At 62.0% G+C, this 21950-nt stretch carries 23 protein-coding genes; 10 read left to right on the top strand and 13 right to left on the bottom strand.

The features are described from left to right. The first annotated feature begins 18 nt into the window (after positions 1–18). Positions 19–2826: a [protein-PII] uridylyltransferase family protein gene (locus EDD52_RS00350; RefSeq protein WP_132241043.1), complete on the top strand. Its 2808-nt coding sequence runs from the start codon at positions 19–21 to the stop codon at positions 2824–2826. Continuing rightward, complete coding sequence (locus EDD52_RS00345) at positions 2816–3085, top strand: hypothetical protein (protein WP_132241042.1); 270 nt, start codon at positions 2816–2818, stop codon at positions 3083–3085. The genes EDD52_RS00350 and EDD52_RS00345 overlap by 11 nt, the downstream gene beginning before the upstream one ends. An 11-nt stretch (positions 3086–3096) precedes the next feature. Here the strand turns inward: EDD52_RS00345 and EDD52_RS00340 are convergent, their stop codons facing one another. The 3 genes from EDD52_RS00340 to edd form a co-directional block, all read right to left on the bottom strand. Then, positions 3097–3525, bottom strand: a complete 429-nt coding sequence (locus EDD52_RS00340) for a hypothetical protein (RefSeq protein WP_132241041.1) — start codon at positions 3523–3525, stop codon at positions 3097–3099. 209 nt (positions 3526–3734) lie between these two features. Beyond that, a complete protein-coding gene (gene eda / locus EDD52_RS00335; RefSeq protein ID WP_132241960.1) occupies positions 3735–4376 on the bottom strand; it encodes a bifunctional 4-hydroxy-2-oxoglutarate aldolase/2-dehydro-3-deoxy-phosphogluconate aldolase in 642 nt (213 codons plus the stop codon). Between the two features lie 159 nt (positions 4377–4535). Further along, positions 4536–6341, bottom strand: coding sequence for a phosphogluconate dehydratase (gene edd / locus EDD52_RS00330; RefSeq protein ID WP_132241040.1), 1806 nt, complete (start codon positions 6339–6341; stop codon positions 4536–4538). Positions 6342–6851: 510 nt separating this feature from the next. On the opposite strand from edd, the gene EDD52_RS00325 reads away from it, so the two are divergent. From EDD52_RS00325 to EDD52_RS00315, 3 genes are all read left to right on the top strand, one after another. Next, positions 6852–7097 carry a hypothetical protein gene (locus EDD52_RS00325; protein WP_132241039.1) on the top strand — a complete coding sequence of 82 codons (246 nt, stop codon included), beginning with the start codon at positions 6852–6854 and terminating at the stop codon, positions 7095–7097. A gap of 272 nt (positions 7098–7369) precedes the next feature. Next, entirely contained in the window at positions 7370–8566 is a 1197-nt protein-coding gene (locus EDD52_RS00320; protein WP_132241038.1) for an RSP_2647 family RNA methyltransferase, read from the top strand. Beyond that, positions 8563–9105 carry an RSP_2648 family PIN domain-containing protein gene (locus EDD52_RS00315; protein ID WP_132241037.1) on the top strand — a complete coding sequence of 181 codons (543 nt, stop codon included), beginning with the start codon at positions 8563–8565 and terminating at the stop codon, positions 9103–9105. The genes EDD52_RS00320 and EDD52_RS00315 overlap by 4 nt, the downstream gene beginning before the upstream one ends. 84 nt (positions 9106–9189) lie before the next feature. On the opposite strand, the gene EDD52_RS00310 is transcribed toward EDD52_RS00315, so the two are convergent. From EDD52_RS00310 to EDD52_RS00275, 8 genes are all read right to left on the bottom strand, one after another. Further along, the gene (locus tag EDD52_RS00310) at positions 9190–9873 is read right to left on the bottom strand and encodes a M48 family metalloprotease (protein ID WP_132241036.1); all 684 of its coding nucleotides are present in this window, start codon (positions 9871–9873) and stop codon (positions 9190–9192) included. Positions 9874–9935: 62 nt separating this feature from the next. Then, entirely contained in the window at positions 9936–10364 is a 429-nt protein-coding gene (locus EDD52_RS00305) for an OsmC family protein (protein WP_132241035.1), read from the bottom strand. 82 nt (positions 10365–10446) lie between these two features. After that, positions 10447–11631, bottom strand: a complete 1185-nt coding sequence (locus tag EDD52_RS00300; RefSeq protein ID WP_132241034.1) for a vWA domain-containing protein — start codon at positions 11629–11631, stop codon at positions 10447–10449. Positions 11632–11637: 6 nt separating this feature from the next. Continuing rightward, positions 11638–11805 (bottom strand): apolipoprotein acyltransferase, encoded by a 168-nt coding sequence (locus tag EDD52_RS00295; protein WP_132241033.1) that lies wholly within the window; start codon positions 11803–11805, stop codon positions 11638–11640. Next, on the bottom strand, positions 11802–13172 hold the full coding sequence (locus EDD52_RS00290; protein WP_243651793.1) for a DUF2927 domain-containing protein: 1371 nt from the start codon (positions 13170–13172) through the stop codon (positions 11802–11804). Before EDD52_RS00290 ends, EDD52_RS00295 begins: the two co-directional genes overlap by 4 nt. Further along, the gene (locus EDD52_RS00285; protein WP_132241032.1) at positions 13169–13624 is read right to left on the bottom strand and encodes a GNAT family N-acetyltransferase; all 456 of its coding nucleotides are present in this window, start codon (positions 13622–13624) and stop codon (positions 13169–13171) included. Before EDD52_RS00285 ends, EDD52_RS00290 begins: the two co-directional genes overlap by 4 nt. Before the next feature lie 231 nt (positions 13625–13855). Continuing rightward, on the bottom strand, positions 13856–14749 hold the full coding sequence (locus EDD52_RS00280; protein WP_132241031.1) for an AEC family transporter: 894 nt from the start codon (positions 14747–14749) through the stop codon (positions 13856–13858). Positions 14750–14858: 109 nt separating this feature from the next. Next, positions 14859–15698 (bottom strand): AAA family ATPase, encoded by an 840-nt coding sequence (locus tag EDD52_RS00275; RefSeq protein WP_132241030.1) that lies wholly within the window; start codon positions 15696–15698, stop codon positions 14859–14861. A gap of 181 nt (positions 15699–15879) precedes the next feature. On the opposite strand from EDD52_RS00275, the gene dksA reads away from it, so the two are divergent. Together dksA and EDD52_RS00265 are read left to right on the top strand one after the other, a co-directional pair. After that, positions 15880–16302, top strand: a complete 423-nt coding sequence (dksA, locus tag EDD52_RS00270) for an RNA polymerase-binding protein DksA (protein ID WP_132241029.1) — start codon at positions 15880–15882, stop codon at positions 16300–16302. A 77-nt stretch (positions 16303–16379) separates the two neighbouring features. Next, on the top strand, positions 16380–17555 hold the full coding sequence (locus EDD52_RS00265) for an FAD-dependent monooxygenase (RefSeq protein ID WP_132241028.1): 1176 nt from the start codon (positions 16380–16382) through the stop codon (positions 17553–17555). A 55-nt stretch (positions 17556–17610) separates the two neighbouring features. Here the strand turns inward: EDD52_RS00265 and xth are convergent, their stop codons facing one another. After that, positions 17611–18390, bottom strand: coding sequence for an exodeoxyribonuclease III (xth, locus tag EDD52_RS00260; RefSeq protein WP_132241027.1), 780 nt, complete (start codon positions 18388–18390; stop codon positions 17611–17613). A 386-nt stretch (positions 18391–18776) separates the two neighbouring features. Between xth and EDD52_RS00255 the strand changes: the two genes are divergently transcribed. From EDD52_RS00255 to EDD52_RS00245, 3 genes are read left to right on the top strand one after another with little or no spacing between them, the layout of a single operon-like run. Then, a complete protein-coding gene (locus tag EDD52_RS00255; protein ID WP_132241026.1) occupies positions 18777–19553 on the top strand; it encodes a DUF6749 family protein in 777 nt (258 codons plus the stop codon). 57 nt (positions 19554–19610) lie between these two features. Then, positions 19611–20693, top strand: coding sequence for a DUF6902 family protein (locus EDD52_RS00250; RefSeq protein ID WP_132241025.1), 1083 nt, complete (start codon positions 19611–19613; stop codon positions 20691–20693). Then, positions 20690–21610, top strand: a complete 921-nt coding sequence (locus EDD52_RS00245) for a DMT family transporter (protein WP_243651792.1) — start codon at positions 20690–20692, stop codon at positions 21608–21610. The genes EDD52_RS00250 and EDD52_RS00245 overlap by 4 nt, the downstream gene beginning before the upstream one ends. Here EDD52_RS00245 and EDD52_RS00240 read toward each other — a convergent pair. Further along, positions 21578–21901 carry a HesB/IscA family protein gene (locus EDD52_RS00240; RefSeq protein ID WP_132241024.1) on the bottom strand — a complete coding sequence of 108 codons (324 nt, stop codon included), beginning with the start codon at positions 21899–21901 and terminating at the stop codon, positions 21578–21580. The genes EDD52_RS00245 and EDD52_RS00240 overlap by 33 nt on opposite strands. Positions 21902–21950: the final 49 nt, after the last annotated feature.

Here is a 21950-nt window from a genome sequence, read left to right as displayed (position 1 = left end):
CCGGCGCATCGTGCCGCCATGAATTTCGCCGATCGCATCACCCGCTGCCCCATTCCGTTCGAACCTGACCGCGGCGAGGACGCGCTTGCCCTGACCCCTTGGGCCAAGGGCGATGTCGCGCGGCTGATCGAAGGGACAGCGGGGTGTGCGCCCTATCTCGCCGGTCTGATCGCCAAAGAGCCGGACTGGCTGCAAGCCGCGCTGGAGGATGTCGAAAGCGCCGCCGATGAAGAGATTGGTCGGCTCGCAGAGCTTGCACCGGATGTGCTGCAGACGGAACTTCGCCGCGCCAAGAGGCGTATCGCGCTGCTGACGGCGCTGGCCGATTTGGGCGGTGTCTGGCCGTTGGAAAAGGTGACCGGAACGCTGACCGACCTGGCCGATATGGCGTGCACCGCTGCCTTGCGCGCCACCGTGGGCGCAGAAATCCGGCGTGGCAAACTGCCCGGTCAGGGGGAGGATGACATCGCCAGCGCGGGCGGAATGACGGTGCTCGCCATGGGTAAGATGGGCGCCAGAGAGCTGAATTACTCGTCGGATATCGATCTGATCTGTCTGTTCGATGAAACCCGGTTTGATCCGGATGATTTCCACGACGCGCGTGCCAGCTTTGTTCGGGCCACGCGCAAGATGTCAGCGATGCTGAACGATCTGACGGGCGAGGGCTATGTCTTTCGCACGGATTTGCGACTGCGCCCGGACCCTGCCGTCACACCGGTCTGCATGGCGATGGAGGCGGCCGAGAGGTATTACGAGAGCCTGGGGCGCACATGGGAACGTGCGGCCTATATCAAGGCGCGGCCCTGCGCGGGCGATATCGTGGCGGGCAACCGATTTCTCGAAAGCCTGACCCCTTTCGTCTGGCGCAAACATCTTGATTTCGCGGCCATCCAGGACGCGCATGACATGCGGCTGCGCATTCGTGAACACAAAGGGCTGGGCGGGGCCATCACGCTGGAGGGGCATAATATGAAGCTCGGTCGCGGTGGCATCCGCGAGATCGAGTTCTTTACCCAGACCCGCCAGATCATCGCAGGCGGGCGCGATCCGGACCTGCGGGTGCGGGGGACGGTGCCGGGGCTTTCGGTGCTGGCGGACAAGGGCTGGCTGCCGCGGGACGTGGCCGACAGGCTCGCCGCGCATTACCGCAGCCACCGCGAGGTCGAACACCGCGTTCAGATGATTCAGGATGCCCAAACGCATCTTTTGCCCAACTCGGCCGAGGGCATTGCCCGGATCGCCGCGCTGATGGGGATGGACAAGGACGACCTGCGCAGCGGTTTGAAGGCGCGCCTGACCGAGGTGCATGAACTGACCGAGGGCTTCTTCGCGCCAGAAGGTGATACCGCGACGACCTGCGAGGCAAGCTTCAAGAACGAAGAGCAAATCACCTCTGCCTGGCCGCGCTACCCGGCCCTGCGCTCTGGCCGGGCGCTGGCGATTTTCGAACGCCTGCGCCCCGAGATCATGACGCAGCTTGCGCGCACGGGCCGCCCGGAAGAGGCGCTCGCCGCCTTTGACGGTTTCCTCAAGGGATTGCCCGCCGGGGTGCAGCTTTTTTCGCTGTTCGACGCCAATCCGCAGTTGATCGATCTACTGGTGGATATCGTGGGCACGGTCCCGGCGCTGGCGCGTCACCTGTCGCGAAATGCGGGTGTGTTCGACGCGGTGATCGGCGGCGATTTCTTCGCGGCATGGCCGGGCAAGGGGGCGTTGGTGCGGGATCTGCGCGACCTGCTGGCGCGGGAAGAGGATTACGAGCGCAAGCTTGATGCCACGCGCAGGTGGGGCAAGGAATGGCATTTCCGCATTGGTGTGCATCTTCTGCGCGGCATGACCGATCCGGAAGAGGCCGCGCTGCAATATGCCGATCTTGCTGAGGCATCGCTGTCGGGTCTTTACCCGGATGTCGTGGCGCATTTCGCCGCCAAACATGGCGACCCGCCGGGCCGTGGTGCGATGGTGCTGGGTATGGGATCCTTGGGCTCGGCGCGCCTTCACGCGTCTTCGGATCTGGACGTCATCGTCATTTACGACGCGGATGGGGTCGAAAGCTCTGACGGGCGTCGGCCGTTGAATTTCCGGACCTATTACGCGCGGCTTACCCAGGCGCTGATCACCGCGGTGACCGCCTCTACCGCCGAAGGCCGCCTATACGAGATGGACATGCGGCTGCGCCCCTCGGGCAAGCAGGGACCGGTGGCGACCAGCCTTGAAAGCTTCAAGACATACCAGACCCAGAACGCCTGGATCTGGGAACATCTGGCCCTGACCCGCGCGCGCGCGATCGCCGGGCCTAAGGAACTGTCACAGGATGTCGAGGCGTTTCGCCGGGAATTGTTGTCTGCGCCCCCGCCGCGTGACGTGGTGCTGGGTGAGCTGGCAAAGATGCGCGCCCGTATCGCCGCCGCGAAAGGCCCGGACGGTCTTTGGGACGCGAAAATCGGTGCCGGGCGGCTTCAGGATATCGAACTGGTGGCCCAGGCCGGGGCGCTTCTGGCGGGCAAGGCGCAACGCCGGGTGCGCGAGGGGCTAAGCGGCGCCGTGGCCGAGGGCTGGCTGACGGCCGAACAGGCAGAGACGCTGCGCGACGCCTATACGCTGTGCTGGTCGCTGCAACTCGCATCGCGCCTGCTGTCAGAGGCGCCGCTGGATGTGGACGAGCTGGGTGCGGGCGCATGCACGTTCCTGATGCGCCTGACAGAGGCTGACAGTGTTGCAGCATTGCGGGAAAAACTGGAAACGTTGACGGGGGAGGCGGCGCGGATCATAGATGCGGTCCTGCCTGCAATAGAGGCCGAGGAAGGGCAAGGCGATGAAGGGTGACGCAATCGACCCAAAAGGGCTGATACATGAATCCTACCGGATTGATGGCATCACCATCGAGGAATGCCGCTCGATCTTCATGGATTGGGCGCTTGCCGTACCGGTGGACACGGACACGAGCGCGAATATCCGGCTGCTGCTGGACCGGTTCGGGTCCGGCCGTGCGGATCACCCGATGACACGTGTTTTGTTGGAAGGTCTGGAAGGGGGCACAAAAGCCCGGCGACGCGGAGGGTGGCGCGGGCGACGCGGCGGCTGAAGGCAAGCGCGTCAGCCGGGACGCTCGATATGGTGTTTGAGACTGGCCACAAAACTACGCACATCTGTCGGCAGTGGTCCGGAGAGTATGCCTTCTATCCATGAAATGCTCCATTCCTCGGAAGGCGTGCAGGCCGTCAGAAGCTCCAGACGCGCCGCATTTTCTGCCTCGGACAGCGGAAACCGTGCGGCGGCGGTCAGCATCGCACGCAATGACTGCACTTCGCGGGCCTTGCGAAACGCGTCCATCATCGGGGCGAATTGCGCCGGGTTCTCCCGCCAGCCAATGCCGCGATACAGCTCTTGCGTCACGATCTGGCCGGCCCCAAGGCAATCATAGCGGACACAACCCGAAAAGCCTTTCTCGGCCAGACTGTCATGGATGCGGCACTTGTAGTCTTGTCGCAGATTGGGGCAGGGCACATCTACGGGCTTGTCCAAGGCAAAATCCTCGGATTTATCAAACGGAAATGCTACGCAGCACAAGCCTGCACAGCGCGTGCAATCCGCACGAAAATCATCAACAGTCAACACTTCACACACCTTTCGACCGCCTCGAAACCCGAATGGGGCGGTCAACTCTTACCCCTTGGTTCTTGCAATGTTCTTGCAATTGAATCAGAGGCGGTCAAGAGATGTGCGAGAATTAGTTAACGTGTTAATGCGGCGGCTTCGCGCGCCAGAGCTTCGATTCCGGCCCAGTCACGTGCTGCGATCAGGTCTTTCGGCGCAACCCAGCTGCCGCCGACACATAGCGTGTTGGACAGGCCAAGATAGTCGGGAGCATTCTTCAGCGAGACGCCACCGGTCGGGCAGAATTTGACCTGCGGGATCGGCGCGCCAATCGCCTTGAGGGCCGGAACGCCGCCATTGGCCTCTGCGGGAAAGAACTTTTGGACGGTGTAGCCGCGTTCCAGCAGGCGCATCGCTTCGGATGCGGTGGCCGCGCCGGGCAGGGTGGGCAGGTTCGCCGCCTCGACCGCGTCCAGGATCCTGTCTGTCGCGCCGGGCGAAACGCCGAAACGCGCCCCGGCCTCGATGGCGGCAGCAACGTCTTCGGGGGTCAGCAGGGTGCCGACACCGACATGGGCGCCGTCAACCTTGGCCATCTCGCGGATCGCGTCCAGCGCCGCGGGGGTCCGCAGCGTGACCTCCAGCGCGGGCAGGCCGCCGGCGACCAATGCCTCTGCCAGTGGGCGGGCGATGCTGACATCCTCCACCACAAGAACGGGCACGACGGGGGCGAGGTTGCAGACCTCTTCGGTAAGTTTGCTGGCTTCCTGAGGAGTCATCATGAATCTAACCTGTTTGTAATGTGACAGTGACCGAATACCGCGTTTTTCGACGAAGTGCACGGGGCGATCTGGAGACGCCACCATGCATGAGTTTTTACAATGCGCCAGCCGGGATGCCCTTTGCAGGGCAGATCCCTGATCATCTGGCGCGGGGCGTCAGACCACGACGCCTGCGCCGGTTGCGGCGATGCCTGCATTCTTGCGGAACACTTCGAACAATTCGCGTCCGACGCCATGACCATTGCCGGTCAGATCGGCCGTGACGGGCGTCCGGTCATCGAAATCGGGTGCCAGACATTCGATCTTGCCGTTGGTTGCATCGACGCGGATCAGGTCGCCGTCGCGCACTTTGGCGAGCGGCCCGCCCGCTGCGGCTTCGGGGCTGATATGGATGGCTGACGGCACCTTGCCAGAGGCACCCGACATGCGGCCGTCGGTCACCAAGGCGACTTTCAGACCACGATCCTGAAGCACCGCCAGGGTCGGTGTCAGCCCGTGCAGTTCCGGCATGCCATTGGCCTGCGGCCCTTGAAAGCGCACAACGACCACTGTGTCAGAGGAGAATTCCCCAGCCTTGAACGCCGCTTTCACGCTGTCCTGATCGTGGAAGACGCGCGCTGGCGCCTCGATAACATGGCGTTCGGGCGCAACGGCAGAGACTTTCATCATTCCGTGGCCAAGGTTGCCGTACATCTGCGCCAGACCGCCGGATGGCTGGAACGGATCCGTCACCGGGCGCAGGATCCGGTCGTTCTGAGTTTCTCGCGAACCGGGTTCCCAGACTACACGACCGTCCTTCAGCTTTGGTTCCTGTGCGTAAAGCGCCAGACCGTCGCCCGCGACCGTCTTGGTGTCGGGATGTAGAAGCCCGGCATCCAGCAATTCGCCGATCATGTAGCCCAAACCGCCCGCGGCGTGGAAATGGTTCACATCCGCCAGCCCGTTGGGGTAGACCTTGGCCATCAATGGCGTGACCGAGGAAAGCTCGTCGAAATCTTCCAGCGCCAGGTGGATACCTGCGGCACGCGCCATTGCGGGCAAGTGCAGAACAAGGTTCGTCGACCCGCCGGTTGCCATCAAGCCCACGATGCCGTTCACAAAGGCCTTTTCGTCCAGAACATCACAGACCGGGCGATAGTCATTGCCAAGCGCGGTGATTTCCAGCGCGCGTTCGGCGCCGGCAACCGTCAGGGCATCCCGCAGCGGCGTGCCGGGGTTGACGAAGGAGGCACCGGGCAGGTGGAGCCCCATGAACTCCATCAGCATCTGGTTGGAATTGGCCGTGCCGTAGAAGGTGCAGGTGCCGGGAGAGTGGTAACTGGCCATCTCGGCCTTCATCAGCGCGTCCCGTCCAACCTCGCCCGTGGCGAATTTCTGGCGGACCTTGGCCTTTTCATCATTGGGCAGACCCGAAGGCATCGGCCCGGCGGGCAGGAAGATGCCCGGAATGTAGCCAAAGGTTGCGGCGGCGATGACAAGGCCGGGCACGATCTTGTCGCAAACGCCAAGATACACCGCCGAATCGAACACATTGTGAGAGAGCGCTACACCTGCGGCCAGTGCGATCACGTCGCGCGAGAACAGCGACAGCTCCATGCCGACCTGGCCTTGGGTGACACCATCACACATTGCGGGGACGCCACCGGCCACCTGTGCTGTGCCTCCGATGGCGCGGGCGGCATCCTTGATCAGTGCAGGATAGCTTTCGAACGGCTGGTGCGCCGACAGCATGTCATTGTAGGACGTCACAATCCCGAGGTTCGGGGAGCGGCCCGCAGCCAATGCATCCTGATCACCAAGGGCGGCGGCAAAGGCATGGGCCTGGTTGCCGCAGGTCAGGTGCGCCCGGCGCGGGCCTTCCTCGGCCGCACGGCGCATCTTTTCCATATAGGCAGTACGAAGTTCGGCAGATCTTTGTTCGATCCGCTGGGTGACACGGGATACAGTCGCGTTGAGGCTCATGATCCGACTCCATTGGCTGGACGCTTCGCTTCTCCCTTACTCAAGTTAGCGCTAACAGTAAACCCCGGAGCGGCATGTTTATCGGCCTGATGCAGAGGTTCGGACCTTTTATCGCGGGTCGCGGCATTGGCGTTAACGGTTTGCTTGTGCCTTGGTTGTTAGGATGGCTGCACAGAGAGGGCGGCGCGCTTGCCTGCCGGGCGTTGAGGTCCTAGTCTTTGGCAAGCGGCGCCTGTTCGGCAGCATGTCGGGAGGATCTTTGCGAGCGCGAGCAGGCGGCGGTGGAATGAAAGCGCTGGTCAGAACCTGAAAAACCGGCCAGATCTTCGCTATGCTGCCGATCTTGGTGGTGCCTGCGCCACGGCCTGACCACATTGGCCCCCATGCGCCAATCGAAACTTGACAATTGCCCATCGCAAAGCATTTTCCTGACAGGTGACGCAGTGGCGCGAAAATGTAAAATCCAACGGGAAGCCTTAAGCTTCCGGCAGACTAATGAGTGAGAGACGTATGAAAAATCTGACCAAACCGGCACTGATGCTCTTGGGTGCGATTACCTTGGCGGCATGCAGTTCCCCCGAAGCCTTCGAAACAGAGCCCGTTCAGGTGCAGACCTCGCAGGGCATCGTGACCTGCCAGCTTTACACGCCGGGGCTGCTGGATTGGGATCGCTCGATCAGCCGTCCGAATTCCATGTCGGTCGAAGCGGCGGATCAGGTCTGCAAGGCCGAAGGCGCTGCGCGCAAGGACGCATGAGGATCTTTCGACCTCAGGCAGGGTGAACCGGTGGTGCGCGGGCAGCGGCGCATCCCATTTCACTGCCCCGCCCACATGACTTGAGCCTCCGGCACGCCCGGTGGCAGACGGCACTGCATGCAAGTGGTTGGCTCAAATTCGCCCTTGGTCGATCCGTTGCACATAATTTTGGGCGCGGGGCGGGCTGGCACAGTTCAACTCTTTCGCAGACAGTCCCAAGCGGGTTGCGAGTTTGTCTTTCCCCCGTGCAGAGACGCGCGTAAGAGAGCGGCATGACAACGCCCTCATTGCCCATCATCCGCCTTCGTCCCAATGCCAACGCCCGCGCCATCCGTCGCGGCGCGCCTTGGGTGTTTTCCAACGAACTTGTGCTCGACCGCAGAACAAAGGCGCTCGCTCCCGGCAGCATCGCCATACTGGAGGATGCAGAACGCACCCCGCTTGCACTGGTTACCGTCAACCCGGAGTCGAAAATCATCGCACGGGTCCTCGGGCCCGCAGACGGGCCACGGCCGGATGTCGAATGGTTCGCGGCGCGCCTGTCACGGGCGCTTGAACTGCGCGAGCGGTTGTTCACGTCACCATACTATCGCCTTGTTCATGCCGAGGCTGATGGTCTGCCCGGCGTCATTATCGACCGTTTCGGCGATGCCTGCGTGATCCAGCCCAACGCCGCCTGGGCCGATCTTTTGCTGGACGAGCTGGCCGAAGCCTTGGCCCGCGTCACGGGCGTGACCTCTATCCTGAAGAATTCCGGCGGGCGGGGCCGTCAGTTGGAAGGTCTGGACGACGTCGATATGGTTTTGCGGGGAACGGCGCCGGACGCGCCTGTGCCGGTAGAGATGAACGATGCCATCTACATGGCCGACCTGACAGGTGGCCAGAAGACCGGCCTTTTCTATGACCAGCGGCCCAACCATGCGTTTGCAGCGCGGCTATGCCGTGACGCAAAGGTTCTTGACGTATTCAGCCATGTTGGCGGGTTCGCCCTCGCCGGGCTGGCCGGGGGGGCTGCATCTGCGCTGGCGGTGGATGCCTCGGCCCCGGCGCTGGACCTGGCGGCGCAGGGGGCTGAACGGATGGGCGCCTCGGCCCGGTTTGCCACGCGGCAGGGCGACGCCTTTGATACATTGGCTGCGCTGGCGTCAGAAGACGCGCGCTTTGATGTGGTGATTTGCGATCCGCCCGCCTTTGCCCCCAACAAGCCCGCGCTCGAAAAGGGTCTGCGGGCCTATGAACGCATCGCGCGGCTGTCGGCCAGTCTGGTGGAAGAGGGGGGTTACCTTGTTCTGTGCTCCTGTTCGCACGCCGCCGATCTGGAAAAATTCACCGGTGCATGTTTGCGCGGCATCGGGCGCGCGGGCAGGCGGGCTGTTCTGCTGCATACAGGCTTTGCCGGGCCGGACCATCCGCTTATGCCGCAGCTGGCCGAAAGCGGCTATCTCAAGGCGCTGGTTTTCCGGCTGTGAGAGTGCTGATCGACGCTTGCGTGCTCTTCCCGACGGTGATGCGGGAAATGGTCATGGGCGTCGCGGCCACCGGCGCGTTCGAGCCACAATGGTCGGCGCGATTGCTGGAGGAATGGGCGCTGGCGGCACGCAAGCTGGGCCCGGAAGGCGAAGCACAGGCGCGCGGTGAAATCGCGTTGCTGCAGGCCGCCTGGCCACGGTCTGAAATCCGGGTGCATGACGGGGTGTCAAAGCGCCTGTGGCTTCCCGATCCCAATGACATACATGTGCTGGCGGCGGCCATTGCCGGGTCTGCCGACCTGATCCTGACCATGAATGCCAAGGATTTCCCGCGCGGTCTTCTGGCAGAGGAGGGCCTGTCCAGAGCAGACCCTGACGCCTTCCTGCTGGGCTGTTTCGAGGCGGACCCGGACCGCGTGCGGCCCGTGGCCGATGCGGTCCTGGCCGAGGCGCGCAGGCTTTCGGGGGAGGACTGGACCATGCGGGCATTGATGAAGAAGGCCCGGCTGCCGCGTCTGGGCAAGGCACTGACCGTCTGACCTCAGCCGGGTCGGGATGGTCGCAGAGAGGCCGGAGCCCCGCCTGATTGTCGCATATCGCGTTCGCAGATGAAGGTTATGGTTTCAGGCCTGCCAGCGATCGGACAGGGTTTGAATGGCCGCTATACGCTCGTTGGTCTTTGGATGGCTCATCAACCAGGCAGGTGCGGCACCCGAACGCGCCTTGGTTAGCGCATCGAGTTTCTCGAAAAGGGAAATCTGCGGGGCAGTGCCGATTCCCACCTTCGTGAGCAGAGCCGCCGCGTAGGCGTCGGCCTCGTATTCATCGCCGCGGCTGAGCCGGGCTGCGAGAAGGCTGGTCAACGCATTCGCGATCAGGACGCCGATCCCGGGCAGAAACCGGCTAAGAAGCATGGCCAGCGCGGTGCGCAATGCGTTCTGGCCGGAGAAATCGATCATCCGGCGCCGGGTGTGGCCAAGCGCGACATGGCCAAGCTCATGCGCGATGACAGAGGCGATCTCCTCGGCCGTGACCTCGCCCGTCTGGTATTTGCGATAAAACCCGCGGGTTATGAAAATCCGGCCGTCCGGCGCGGCAAGCCCGTTGACCGGGTCGATCTCGTAGATATGCACCCGAATGCGGGGCAGATCGAGCGCAGAGGCCAGGCGATCCGTGACCGCCTTGAGCTGCGGATCGGCCAGTTCGGTGGATTTATCGTCCAGTTCCTTGCGGGTGCGCCACGCGGAAAAATGGTAAAGCGCGAACGCGTATAGCAGGGCGAGGAGGATGGGCGTGAACTTCAGCATCCCTCAGATATGGGGCGCGCGCATGCTCAGGGCAAGCCACAACAGGCGCGCGCCCGATATTGTCAGAGCAGCTTGGCGTCCAGCGTGATCTCAGCACCCTTGAAGAGTTTTGACACCGGGCAGCCCTCTTTCGCGGCATTGGCAGCAGTCTGGAACGCCGCCTCGTCAAGGTCAGGGATGCGGGCCGAGAGGTCCAGATGTACCTTCTTGACCGCGAACCCGTCGCCTTCCTTGTCGAGCGAGACGGTGGCTGTGGTGTTGATCTCATCCGCTGTGGCGCCGTAGTCAGCCAGCACCAGCGACAGCGCCATGGAGAAACAGCTGGCATGCGCGGCGCCCAGCAATTCCTCGGGGTTGGTTCCGGCCTGGCCTTCGAACCGGGTGTTGAAGCCGTAAGGCTGGTCGGCAAGCGCGCCGGATTCGGTGGAGACATGGCCCTTGCCGGACTTCAGGTCACCGGTCCACTTGGCGGACCCTTGCTTGTTGATCATCGGATACTCCTCTTCGCGAGTTCAGGAAGGTCGAGACCAACGCAGGCCGGGGGGCAAACGTTCCGGGGATGACAGGGAAATCTCAGCGCGTGAGGTTGCGCATTCCGCGCTCCAGCCCTTCGAGCGTCATCGGCACCATGTTGTCGTCGAAAATCTCCCGGATCATCGAGATCGAATGGGTGTAGTCCCAATGCGCCTCGGGCACCGGGTTCAGCCACAGGTTCGACGGCCATTGTTCACGCGCACGCGTCAGCCAGGTCTGGCCGGATTCGGCGTTCCAATGTTCGTTCGCGCCGCCGGGATAAGCGATCTCGTAGGGCGACATGGAGGCGTCACCGACAAAGATGCATTTGTAATCGGACCCGTAGGTGCGCAAGACGTCAAGCGTTGGCGTCTGCGCGTTCCAGCGCCGACGGTTGTCGCGCCACACGCCTTCGTAGAGGCAATTGTGGAAGTAGTAATATTCCAGATGTTTGAATTCGGCGCGGGCGGCGCTGAACAGCTCTTCCACGACGCGGATATGCGCATCCATGCTGCCACCCACGTCAAGAAACAGCAGCACTTTGACCGCATTTCGCCGTTCGGGGCGCGTTTGCACGTCCAGATAGCCATGTTCAGCGGTGGAGCGGATCGTGCCGTCCAGGTCCAGCTCGTCAGCAGCGCCGTCACGGGCCCATCGACGCAGCCGTTTCAGCGCAACCTTGATGTTGCGCGTGCCCAGTTCGATGGAATCGTCGAGATTGCGGAATTCGCGCTTATCCCAGACCTTTACGGCGCGTTGATGGCGGGATTTCTCCTGACCGATGCGCACCCCTTCGGGGTTGTAGCCATGTGCGCCGAAGGGCGAGGTGCCGCCGGTGCCGATCCATTTGTTGCCTCCCTGATGCCGGCCCTGCTGTTCCTTCAAGCGCTCGCGGAGCGTTTCCATCAGCTTGTCAAAGCCACCCAAAGCCTCGATCTCGGCACGTTCTTCGGCGGTCAGGTGTTTTTCTGCGCGTTTTTCCAGCCAGTCGGCAGGAAGATCGACAGCCTCCAGCACGTGATCAAGAGAGATGCTTTCCAGCCCTTCAAAGGCTGCGGCAAAGGCGCGGTCGAACTTGTCGATATTGCGCTCGTCCTTCACCATCGCGCTGCGGGCGAGATAGTAGAACCCTTCGACATCATAGGTCGCAAGGTCCGCTTTCATCGCCTCCAGAAACGTGAGGTATTCGCGCAGCGAAACCGGCACACCCGCGTCCCGCAACTTTTCGAAGAAGGGAACGAACATGGCGGATCAGATGAAGAAGCGGTCGAGCAACACCGTGATGACCAGCCCCAGCAGGGCAAAGGCGATGCCATAGGCCGCAGCATATTGCGCGATATCCGCACGCGCGCCTTTGCGCTTTTTCGCTGTAAACCCGCCAACCACCGCGCCGATGATGCCCAGAACGATATAGATCATGATCCGCCCGTATTCTTGTGCTGCGGATTGAGCGCGCTGATTTCGTGCATCTTGGCGAAGACGGCCCAATCCTCTCCGAACCCGTAGCGCGCCCAGCCCAGACTGTCCAGAAGCAGCGCCTCGGCCTCGGTCCTGCGGCCCACAAGCTCCAGCGCCTCGACGCGCAGCAGCATGAGCGTTGCAAGCAATGCCGCGTTCTCATGGCGTGCCGCCGTATCAAGATGCGGACGGAGCAAATTCAGCGCCTCTGCGCCGTTGCCCTGCGCGATGGCATGGGCTGCAAGCTGCGACGCGACATAGGCGCGGTGCAGTTTGGTTTGCGGGCTTTTGGCATAGAACCGGTCTGCGCGCAGGATTTCGAGTTGCGCCGCGTCCGGATCAGTTCCCCGCAACAGGCGCCCCATGGCGAAATGCGAAAAGGCGCGGCGGTGGTCGGTCCAGCCAAGTTCGGTGGCAATCCGGACGGCCTCTTTGCCCGCTTGCATGCGTTCCGTTTCAGATGCGCCGGGGCCAAGCGCGGTTTCGATCGCGTGGATCCACGCACGGGGCGTTTCCTGCAGCGGGCGCGAGGCACGGCCTTCGCCCTCGGGGTTGAGGCTGGCCAGAATGGCGGGAAGGCGCGCGGTAACCTCGTCCCGGGTCATGCCGTTGCGCAGGGACGGGTGGTTATAGGTGCGCAGGAGAAGCATGTCATAGCCGGTGAGGACGGTATGCATGTTATCATCGTTGAACACCGAATCCGGCAGGCGATAAAGGTCATTCAACGGCCCGATCGCCTGTGCCAGTTCTTCATGCAGGCAGTCACGAATTTCCTGTGGGCTGACATCGTTGGGGACAAAGATGGCAAGGTGCTTGCGGCGTTGCAGGCGGCTCCAGGTGATGGAGTTGCTGCGTTGCAGGCGGCGATATTCTGTCAGGGAGGTGACATTGGGCACCACGAAACAGGCTGCTGTGGGCAGGACACGCTGGATGTTGCGGCGCGACACAGCCTGGATGGTGATCTCGGCCGTGCTGCTGCTGGTGGTCGCGATGTCGAGGCCCGCCTCGTCGCGCAGCCGCAGGAGGAGCCTGTCGAGATCCCCGCGAAGCGTGGGCGGCGGCGCACCGGTAACACGCACGCGTATCGGCCCCTCGAACCGGGTGAGGATCGGCAGGTCGCGCCCGGATTCCAGCCGGAAGCTGAGATCAAGGAAGTCGCGCGCGATATCGGTGTTGGACCCGGAAGGCGGGCTTGGACGCGGTGATGCAAAAGTGACCATCGGCGGTAGCGCATCAGGTTCGACGGCTGCGGAGGCGGGGTTTTTGCCGGGCAATGGCGTGCAGCCGGTCAGCGCGACCACGAGGCACAGGATGAGGCTGCGTTTCACGAGCGCTGGTACTTCACGAAAGGTGTCAGTTCGCCCACCCGGTCATAAAGCTTGCGGGCAGTCTGGTTGAAATCCTGTGTCAGCCAGTAGACGGAAGGGGCGTCTGCGGCATCTGCCTTGGTATAGACCGCCTCGATCAGGGCGCGACCTACACCTGCGCCGCGAACCGCGGGGTCGGCATACAGATCCTGAAGGTAGCAGACATTCTGCGTTTTCCAGCCGTGGCGATGAAAGAGGTAATGTGCAAGGCCGACCGGGGCGTCGTCAATTTCGGCAATCAGCCCGTTGAAGTCCTGTGGATCGTCGCCAATCAGGCGGGAAAAGCTGCTTTGATAGATGTCTTCGGGCAGTTTGGTTTCGTAATAATCCAGATAGCCCGTCCAGAGACGGCGCCATTCCGCTTCATCTGAGAGCCGCAACGGGCGCACCGTCACCTTTGCTTTTTCGACCATGCCCGCCTGCCTGCTCGCCCGGATGTTTTTATGTCACCCATGGTTGGATCGTTGCTGTCTGCATTACTATAGGGCAAGTGACACGCTTCTGCACAGGCTTACGGCAGCATTTTGCGGATTTTGCAGGAATTTCGCGGGAATTGGCGGGTTCTGGCCAAAATGTGATGGTTTTTGCGTCATCCCCAAAGCGCCGGGGGCAGGGTGGCGGGCTGCCCTCATCTGCGCCGCGGCCTAGGCCAGCCAGGAAAGCGAGATCAGAGACAGGATGCTTGTCCAGATGACGACCGGGGCGATCGCATCCGTCCGGATGCCGTGCAGCATGGCGAGAGAAAAGGCCATGGCGCCGGACGGGCCGGCTGCGGCCAGCACGAAAAGGGGCTGCCACGTGCCTTCGGGCTGCGTAATGCCCAGCATGAGCCAGACCAGCGCGGGGAATCCCAGAACCTTCAGGGCGGTCATGCCCGCGATGACCGGGGAGGGCATCAAAGCGTGCCGTGACAGGATGACGCCCAAGGCAAACAGCGTCAGCGGTGCTGCACCCGCCCCAGCAAATTTCGCGGCGGTGAGGACAGGCTCTGGCACCGGCAGGGCTGCAAGATTGACGGCGATGCCCAGCAGGATGGCGATCAACACCGGGTTCATCGCGACGCGTCGCATGGCGCCCTGTGACTGGCCAGCCATGACGTCCGTTGTGATTATGAAGAAGGCGAATGAGAAGGCCGTGTCCCATGCGACGATGGCGGTGATGGGAAGGGAGGCGGCCTCTCCGTAGATCAGGAAGGAGATCGGCCATATATAAAGCAGCGTGTTCACGAAGACGACGGACATCGCCAGCAGCCAGGATTCGAGGCGGTCGCGCCGGAAGACCCGCCTTGCCAGAATGTAGGACAGGGTGAATCCGAAAGCCTGGCAGAGGGCGTATGTGGCAAGGGCCAGGACATCGAATTGCGCGATATCGACCTGGGCCACCAGCGGGAAAATCAGTCCGGGCTGGAGGATCAGAAAGGCAACACGGTTGACGGTGCGTGCTTCGTCAAAGCTGATCGTCCCTGCGCGGCCCAAGGAAAAGCCCAGGGCCAGCATGAAGAAGACCGGCAGGATGTTGTGGGTCAGGATGTGGAACACTCTAGGCCTCGCCGTGCTTTCGGTCGCCCCGACTGCCTGCGGCAGCGGCCCGCCCTCCAGCCACGCCGAGCAGCGACGCAGCGAGAGGGCTGGATGAAAGGAAGTGACGTTATCGTTGTCCGCGCGCCATGAAGGCCAGCCGTTCGAAGAGATGCACGTCCTGTTCGTTTTTCAGCAGCGCGCCATGCAGGCGCGGAAGCGCGTTGGTCCCGTCTCGTTTAAGATCGTCAGGGCCCAGATCTTCGGCCAGCAGAAGTTTCAGCCAGTCAAGCACTTCGGAGGTCGAGGGCTTTTTCTTCAGGCCGGGCTGTTCGCGCAACTCGTAAAACTGGGTCAGCGCCGTTGTCAGAAGCGCGTCCTTGATGGAGGGGTGGTGCACCTCGACGATCTTGCGCAGCGTTTCGGGGTCGGGGAAGCGGATGTAATGAAAAAAGCAGCGCCGGAGGAACGCGTCTGGCAATTCTTTTTCGTTGTTCGAGGTGATGATCACGATGGGGCGGTGCCGGGCGCGGATGGTTTCCCCGGTTTCGTAGACGTGGAATTCCATCCGGTCGAGCTCTTGCAGAAGATCGTTGGGGAATTCGATATCCGCCTTGTCGACCTCGTCGATCAGCAGCACCACTTTCTGATCCGCGTCGAAGGCCTGCCAGAGCTTGCCCTTGCGGATGTAATTGGCCACGTCATGCACGCGCTCTTCGCCCAGTTGGCTGTCGCGCAGGCGGCTGACGGCATCGTATTCGTAAAGGCCCTGCTGCGCCTTGGTGGTCGATTTGATGTTCCATTCAATGATCTCAAGACCCAGCGCATCAGCCACCTGCCGGGCCAGTTCGGTCTTGCCGGTGCCGGGTTCGCCCTTGACCAGAAGGGGGCGTTCCAGCGTGACGGCGGCATTCACCGCCATGGTCAGATCATCGGTTGCGACATAGTCGCGTGTGCCTTCGAATTTCATCGGTTTCCGCCTCTCGGGCCTGCGTTTCCCGCGCACCCTAGCGCGGCCATAATTTCACCGCAACGCGATGCTATTGTGTAGTGACAACCCCTTAGGGTTGGGGTAAGTGCTGCGCGCAGAGGGGTGCCAGATGTCTGAAAATGTTGACTACTCAGATCATGGCCAGCATGAGGGGACGAAAATGAAAGTTGAAACCTTTCTTCCCGACGATTATCAGCCGGCCGAAGATGAACCATTCATGAACGAGCGCCAGCTCGAGTATTTTCGACGCAAATTGCTGAGCTGGAAAAATGACCTGCTTGCCGATACCCGCGATACGATCGAGGGATTGCAGGACAGCACGCGAAACATTCCCGACGTGGCCGATCGCGCCAGCGAGGAGACCGACCGTGCGCTTGAACTGCGCACACGGGATCGTCAGCGCAAGCTGGTCGCCAAGATCGACTCGGCGCTTCGCCGTATCGACGAGGGCGAGTACGGGTATTGTGAAGTGACGGGCGAGCCTATCAGCCTGAAACGGCTTGATGCCCGGCCCATCGCGACAATGAGCCTGGAAGCGCAGGAGCGTCACGAGCGGCGCGAGAAAGTTCATCGCGACGACTGATCGCGAAACGCTAAAATTTGTCGGATTGAAGACGCCGGGGCTTTTGCTCCGGCGTTTTTTCATTGAAAGCTTGGCGCATGACGATTCGGGGCAACAAGATCGCCATCGTTGGCGGGGGCATAGGCGGCTTGGCGGCCGCGCTTGCCCTGCGCGCGAGGGGGGCAGAGGTCAGCGTGCTGGAACAGGCCGATGCGCTAAGCGAGGTCGGTGCCGGTCTGCAGGTTTCTCCCAACGGGATGCGCGTGCTCGAAGCTTTGGGCGTCGCCGACAGCCTGACCCGGATTTCGATGCGCGCCCGCGCCATCGCGCTTCGGGATTTTCGTCGTGGGAAAGAGGTGCTGAGAATTGATCTCAAGACACTTCCCCAGGATCAGGGCTACTGGTTCGTGCATCGCGCGGACCTGATCCAAACCTTCGCCCATGCCGCCCAAGCGGCCGGGGTGGAGATCCGCACCGGGCAAAAGGTGACCGGCGTGCGCCATGACAATGGCCCGGTTCTGCAGCTCGGCGATGCGGAAGCACGAGGGTTCGACATCGTGGTTGGGGCGGACGGGATCAGATCCGTGATGCGGCCGCTCCTGAATGGCGTCTCGGCGCCGTTTTTCACGGGGCAGGTGGCCTGGCGGGCGATTGTAGGCAACGCAATGTGCCATCCGCCACATGCGCGCGTGCATATGGGGCCGGGTCGGCACGTTGTCACCTATCCGCTCCGCGACGGCAAAAGCCTTAACGTCGTTGCCGTGCAGGAGCGACGGGAATGGGCCGAGGAAGGCTGGAACCATCCTGACGATCCGGCCAATCTGCGACGCGCCTTTGCCGGGTTCGACGCGGAGGTGCACCAGATCCTTGCGCAGGCCAAGGCGCCGATGCTGTGGGGGCTGTTTCGTCATCCTGTCGCAAAAATCTGGGCCAGGGATGGCGTGGTCCTGCTGGGAGACGCCGCCCATCCGACGCTGCCGTTTCTCGCGCAGGGTGCCAACATGGCGCTGGAAGATGCGTGGGTTCTGGCGGATGCGCTTGATGCGCCCGGCTCTGTCGCGGCGCGGCTGCAGCGTTATCAGGATCGTCGTATGGCGCGCGTGACGCGCGTGGTTGAGGCTGCGAACGCAAATGCGCGCAATTATCATCTCCGGCCGGGGCCGGTGCGCGCTGTCGCTCATCTGGGCCTGCGCACGCTGGGTCAGCTTCAGCCCGATTTCATGTTGCGGCGTTTCGATTGGCTCTATCGCCATGACGTGACGAAATCCGCATAGACCTGTTCGGCTTTGCGGCAGCCGTCCCGTCGATTTTCGGGATTGTGCAGCGGCGTCAGTTGTCCAGTTCGACCCAGACAGGCACATGGTCGGAGGGTTTCTCGCGACCGCGCACCTCTTTTTCGATCCAGCATGCCGTCATCAGGTCGGCACATGCGGGGGACAGCAGGAAGTGGTCGATCCGGATGCCATCATTCCGGTTCCACGCACCGGCCTGATAATCCCAGAAACTGTAATGCCCCGGTCCTTGGGTCGTGGCGCGGAACGCCTCGGTAAACCCAAGGTTTAACACGCGGCGGAACGCCTCGCGGGTTTCGGGCAGGTAGAGCGCATCTTTTTCCCAGGCGGCAGGGCGGGCGGCATCCTCGGCTTGCGGGATCACGTTGTAATCGCCCGCCATCAGGGCCGGCATCTCGTCATCCAGCAGGGCTTGCGCACGCTGCCGCAACCGTTCCATCCAATTGAGTTTGTAGTCATATTTGGGGCCCGGCACCGGGTTGCCATTGGGCAGGTAAAGTCCACAGAGCCGGACGGCAGTCTTGCCAACCACAGTTGCCTCGATCCAGCGCGCCTGTTCGTCGCTATCGTCGCCGGGCAGGCCGCGGCTGATGTCTTCCAAGGGGAGTTTCGACAGGATCGCGACGCCGTTGAATCCCTTCTGCCCATGCGTCTCTACCTGATAGCCACGGTCTTCCAGCGGTTCGCGGGGGAAGGCCTCGTCAACGGATTTGATCTCTTGCAGCAGGGCGACATCGGGTTGCGCCTCGTCCAGCCAGTCAGTCAACGCAGCCATGCGCGCCTTGATGCCGTTGATGTTGAATGTGGCAATTTTCATGGCGCGATCTCCTCGGGAATGCTTCCTCTATCCCGCAACCCGACAGGCTGCGCAAGCGCTGTCGCTAATTGGCGTCAGATTTGTGGCGAAAGAAAATCAGTCTCGTGCGATAGTGAGTCGGATGTCGAAATTTTCTTCTCAATTCCGGGCGATTCGCGATGCGATTCGCGCAGAAAACCGCTCAGATTCATAAAAAAATTCATCATCGAGAAAAAAATTTGAGACAGTCGGGGCCAGAGTTTTCCGGATTTGTATCAGAATTCTACCCATGGGAGTTAATGTGGATAAGTCTGTGGATATGCAAGCATAGCAAGAAAAGGGGCTATGCAGTTCAATTCCGCCGTGCAAGCGTTAAGGGGCAAATAATGCTCAAACGGAGACACACAATGACTGCACAAGCAAAACTCAACACCATCCAAGCTGCTGAAATCAAAAAAGGTTTTGAGGCAAGCATCCATGATGGTGAGGCGACTGCCCTGTTCACTTCCGGCTCTGCCCCGGCTGGTGCTGATGCACTTCTTGGTGACGCGACCGAAATGTTCACATCCGGCTCCGCTCCCGTCGCATCCGAGGCGTTTTCCGGTGAAGCGACTGGGCTTTTCACTTCCGGCTCCGCTCCGTCCACTGCTTCCCGTGCACTGATCGGCGACGCGGTCGAGATGTTCACCTCCGGCTCGGCTCCTGTGTCCAGCGATGCGACCATCGGCGACGCGGTCGAAATGTTCACTTCCGGCTCTGCCCCCGTGACAAGCGATGCGACCACCGGCGACGCGGTCGAAATGTTCACCTCCGGTTCCGCCCCCGTGACCAGCGATGCGACCACCGGCGACGCGGTTGAGATGTTCACCTCCGGTTCCGCCCCCGTGACCAGCGATGCGACCACCGGCGACGCGGTTGAGATGTTCACTTCCGGCTCCGCCCCCGTGACCAGCGATGCGACCACCGGCGACGCGGTTGAAATGTTCACCTCTGGCTCCGCCCCCGTGACCAGCGATGCGACCACCGGCGACGCGGTCGAGATGTTCACCTCCGGCTCTGCTCCCGTGACCAGCGATGCGACCACCGGCGATGCGGTTGAAATGTTCACCTCCGGCTCGGCTCCGGTCAGCAAGGCCCGCACGACAGACGGCGAAGCAACCGCACTGTTCACTTCCGGCTCCTAAGGCCACCTCACAACCGGGACGGAGCGCCAGCGGGCGCACAGACAAAGGAGAAAAACCATGTCCAATGTTGTTCATCTGCGCGCTTCGTCCCAGTTTCAGCCTCAGGAGGCGCGGCACGCCGCGCTCCTGGCCTGCTTCGCCGAGCACCGCCGTTTTGGCGACGACGTGTTCTGGCTGAAGGAGAACGCGGAAATTCTTAACATTTTGGAAACTTCTGGCGCCAAGGTTGGAAACGGCGCTTTTGAGGCCCATGAAGATTTCTATGAGACAGTCGAAAAACGTCTGGGTTTCTTCCCGCAATACTACCGCTTCCTGCTGTCGATCACGCTTGATCTTGAAGCGCTTGGGATGCAGGGCGACAAGGCCGAGCGGCTTGTGAAATGGGCCGATGACCAAGGGCTGGCGCAGGCGGAACTGTCAGATCTGCAACGGCTTGAAGCGCGCCGGTTGATGATGCGTCGCGGCGTTGATCCGCTGCCGCAGGACGAAACGCTTGAACAGCGCTCGCGCGCCTTTACGGAACGGGCGGCCACTTTTGCGCTGCCCAACAAGAAGGCCGCCTATGAGCTGACCCATATCATCTTCTATCTCAGCGAATATGGTCGCAAGGATCCGCAGCTCGCGCCTGAAACGCTGACCAGTCTGCACTATGCCGGGCTTTTGGCCTTCATCGATCAGAATGCCGACCTGTTGGCAGAGGTTTGCGTGGCAATGCGATTTGCCGGGCAGGAACCCCCGTCGGTCTGGGAAACATGGCTGGACCGCGAGACCAATCTTTACGGCCTGACGGGCGGCGAGGACGTGTCCATAGCGGATGACTATCACGAATTCCTGGTCTGCAACTGGCATCAGGCATTTGCCGGGGGCAGGGCGTTCAACAAGCCTGTCGAACATGGCCGGATGCGGTTTGACCGCGGAACCCATCGTGCCGGACCGTTGCGAGAGCTGTCGGAATGCATGTTCCGGCTCGACGATCAGCGCTCGGGTGACTGGCATGTGATGCGCGATCTGGTCAATGACACGCTGTCGGAAGATGCGCGCGGCGTGCTGGAGGCGGCCGAGACCTCCTCGGACCAGTTCGAAGGTTTCTTCGAAGGCTTTGCCCGCGCAGGCATTGCCAGCAGCGGAGTAGCCCTGTGAAGGGGGGCTCCGTCGCGATCGGGGCAGGGCTTGTCGCCTTATACACGCTGATGATCTCGTCTGCAGACGGGATCACCAAGCTGATCGCGGGCAGCTATGCGGCCCCGCAGCTTTTTGTCCTGTCCTCGATGATCGTGATGGCGCTGTCCATCGGCTTCACCCGGTTGACTACCGGGCGGGGCCGTTTGCGCGAAGGGCTGGTGACATCCGCGCCGCGCGCGATGGCCGTGCGCTCCGGGCTGACGGTGCTGGCCTGTATTGCCTTCTTCAATGCCTTCCGCGATTTGCCCTTCGCCGATGTCTTCCTGTTCATCGGATTGATGCCAATCATCGCTGGGCTGCTTAGCGGGCCTGTCCTGGGCGAATCGGTCCGCCCGCAGATCTGGGCCGCGCTTGTGGCAGGGGTTATCGGCATGATCTGCCTGATGCCGGGCGGCATTCAGGGCGCAAGCATCGGCCATCTCTGGGCCATGATCGCGGCCGTTTCGGGGACCGGATCGATGGTCGCCGCGCGCTATATCGGCCGGTACGAGACCAATGCCCTGGCGCAGGTCTTCTATCCCAATCTGGCCATTTTCGTGGCGATGTCGCTGGCGCTGCCCTTCGTCATCGCCCCGATGGCGCTTGCGGATATCGGCTGGGCGGCGACCTATGCGGTGTTCCTCTTTGCGGCGCGCTGGGTTGTGGTGGTCGCACTGCGCCTTTTGCCTGCCTATGTGGCCACGCCGCTGATGAACCTGCAATTCGTCTGGATGGTCATCATCGGTGCTGCGTTTTTCGGCGAGGTGCCAAGCATGGGCACGCTTCTGGGCGTCGGGATCGTGATCACTTCGGGTGTCTGGCTGCTTTATGACCAGATGACGGTGACGGCCAAAGCGGCCGCCTCACATGGAGAAGCTCGTCCCGCATCCGCATGAGCTTGTGGCGTTCGGATTGTCGACGACAAACCGGGCGCCGATCAGCTCTTCGGTGAAATCGATCACCGCATTGCTGAGGAACGGCAGGGATACGGAATCCACCACGACGCGCTCGCCGTTGCGCTCCAGCACAAGGTCGTCATCGGCCGGGGCGTCCAGCTTGATTTCATACTGAAACCCCGAACAGCCGCCACCTTCGACAGCAACGCGCAGGGCCTGACCCTGTTCTGCCGCACCGATTTCCGACAGGCGTTCAAATGCGCGGTCCGTGACTTTGGGGGGCAGTTGCATGGTGACCTCGACGTTTCCCTTTTCGCGTGAGCCTGTATATATGGACGAC

It is taken from the genome of Primorskyibacter sedentarius (genome assembly GCF_004342065.1).
GTDB lineage: Bacteria > Pseudomonadota > Alphaproteobacteria > Rhodobacterales > Rhodobacteraceae > Primorskyibacter > Primorskyibacter sedentarius.
This window is presented reverse-complemented; position numbering and strand designations above follow the sequence as displayed.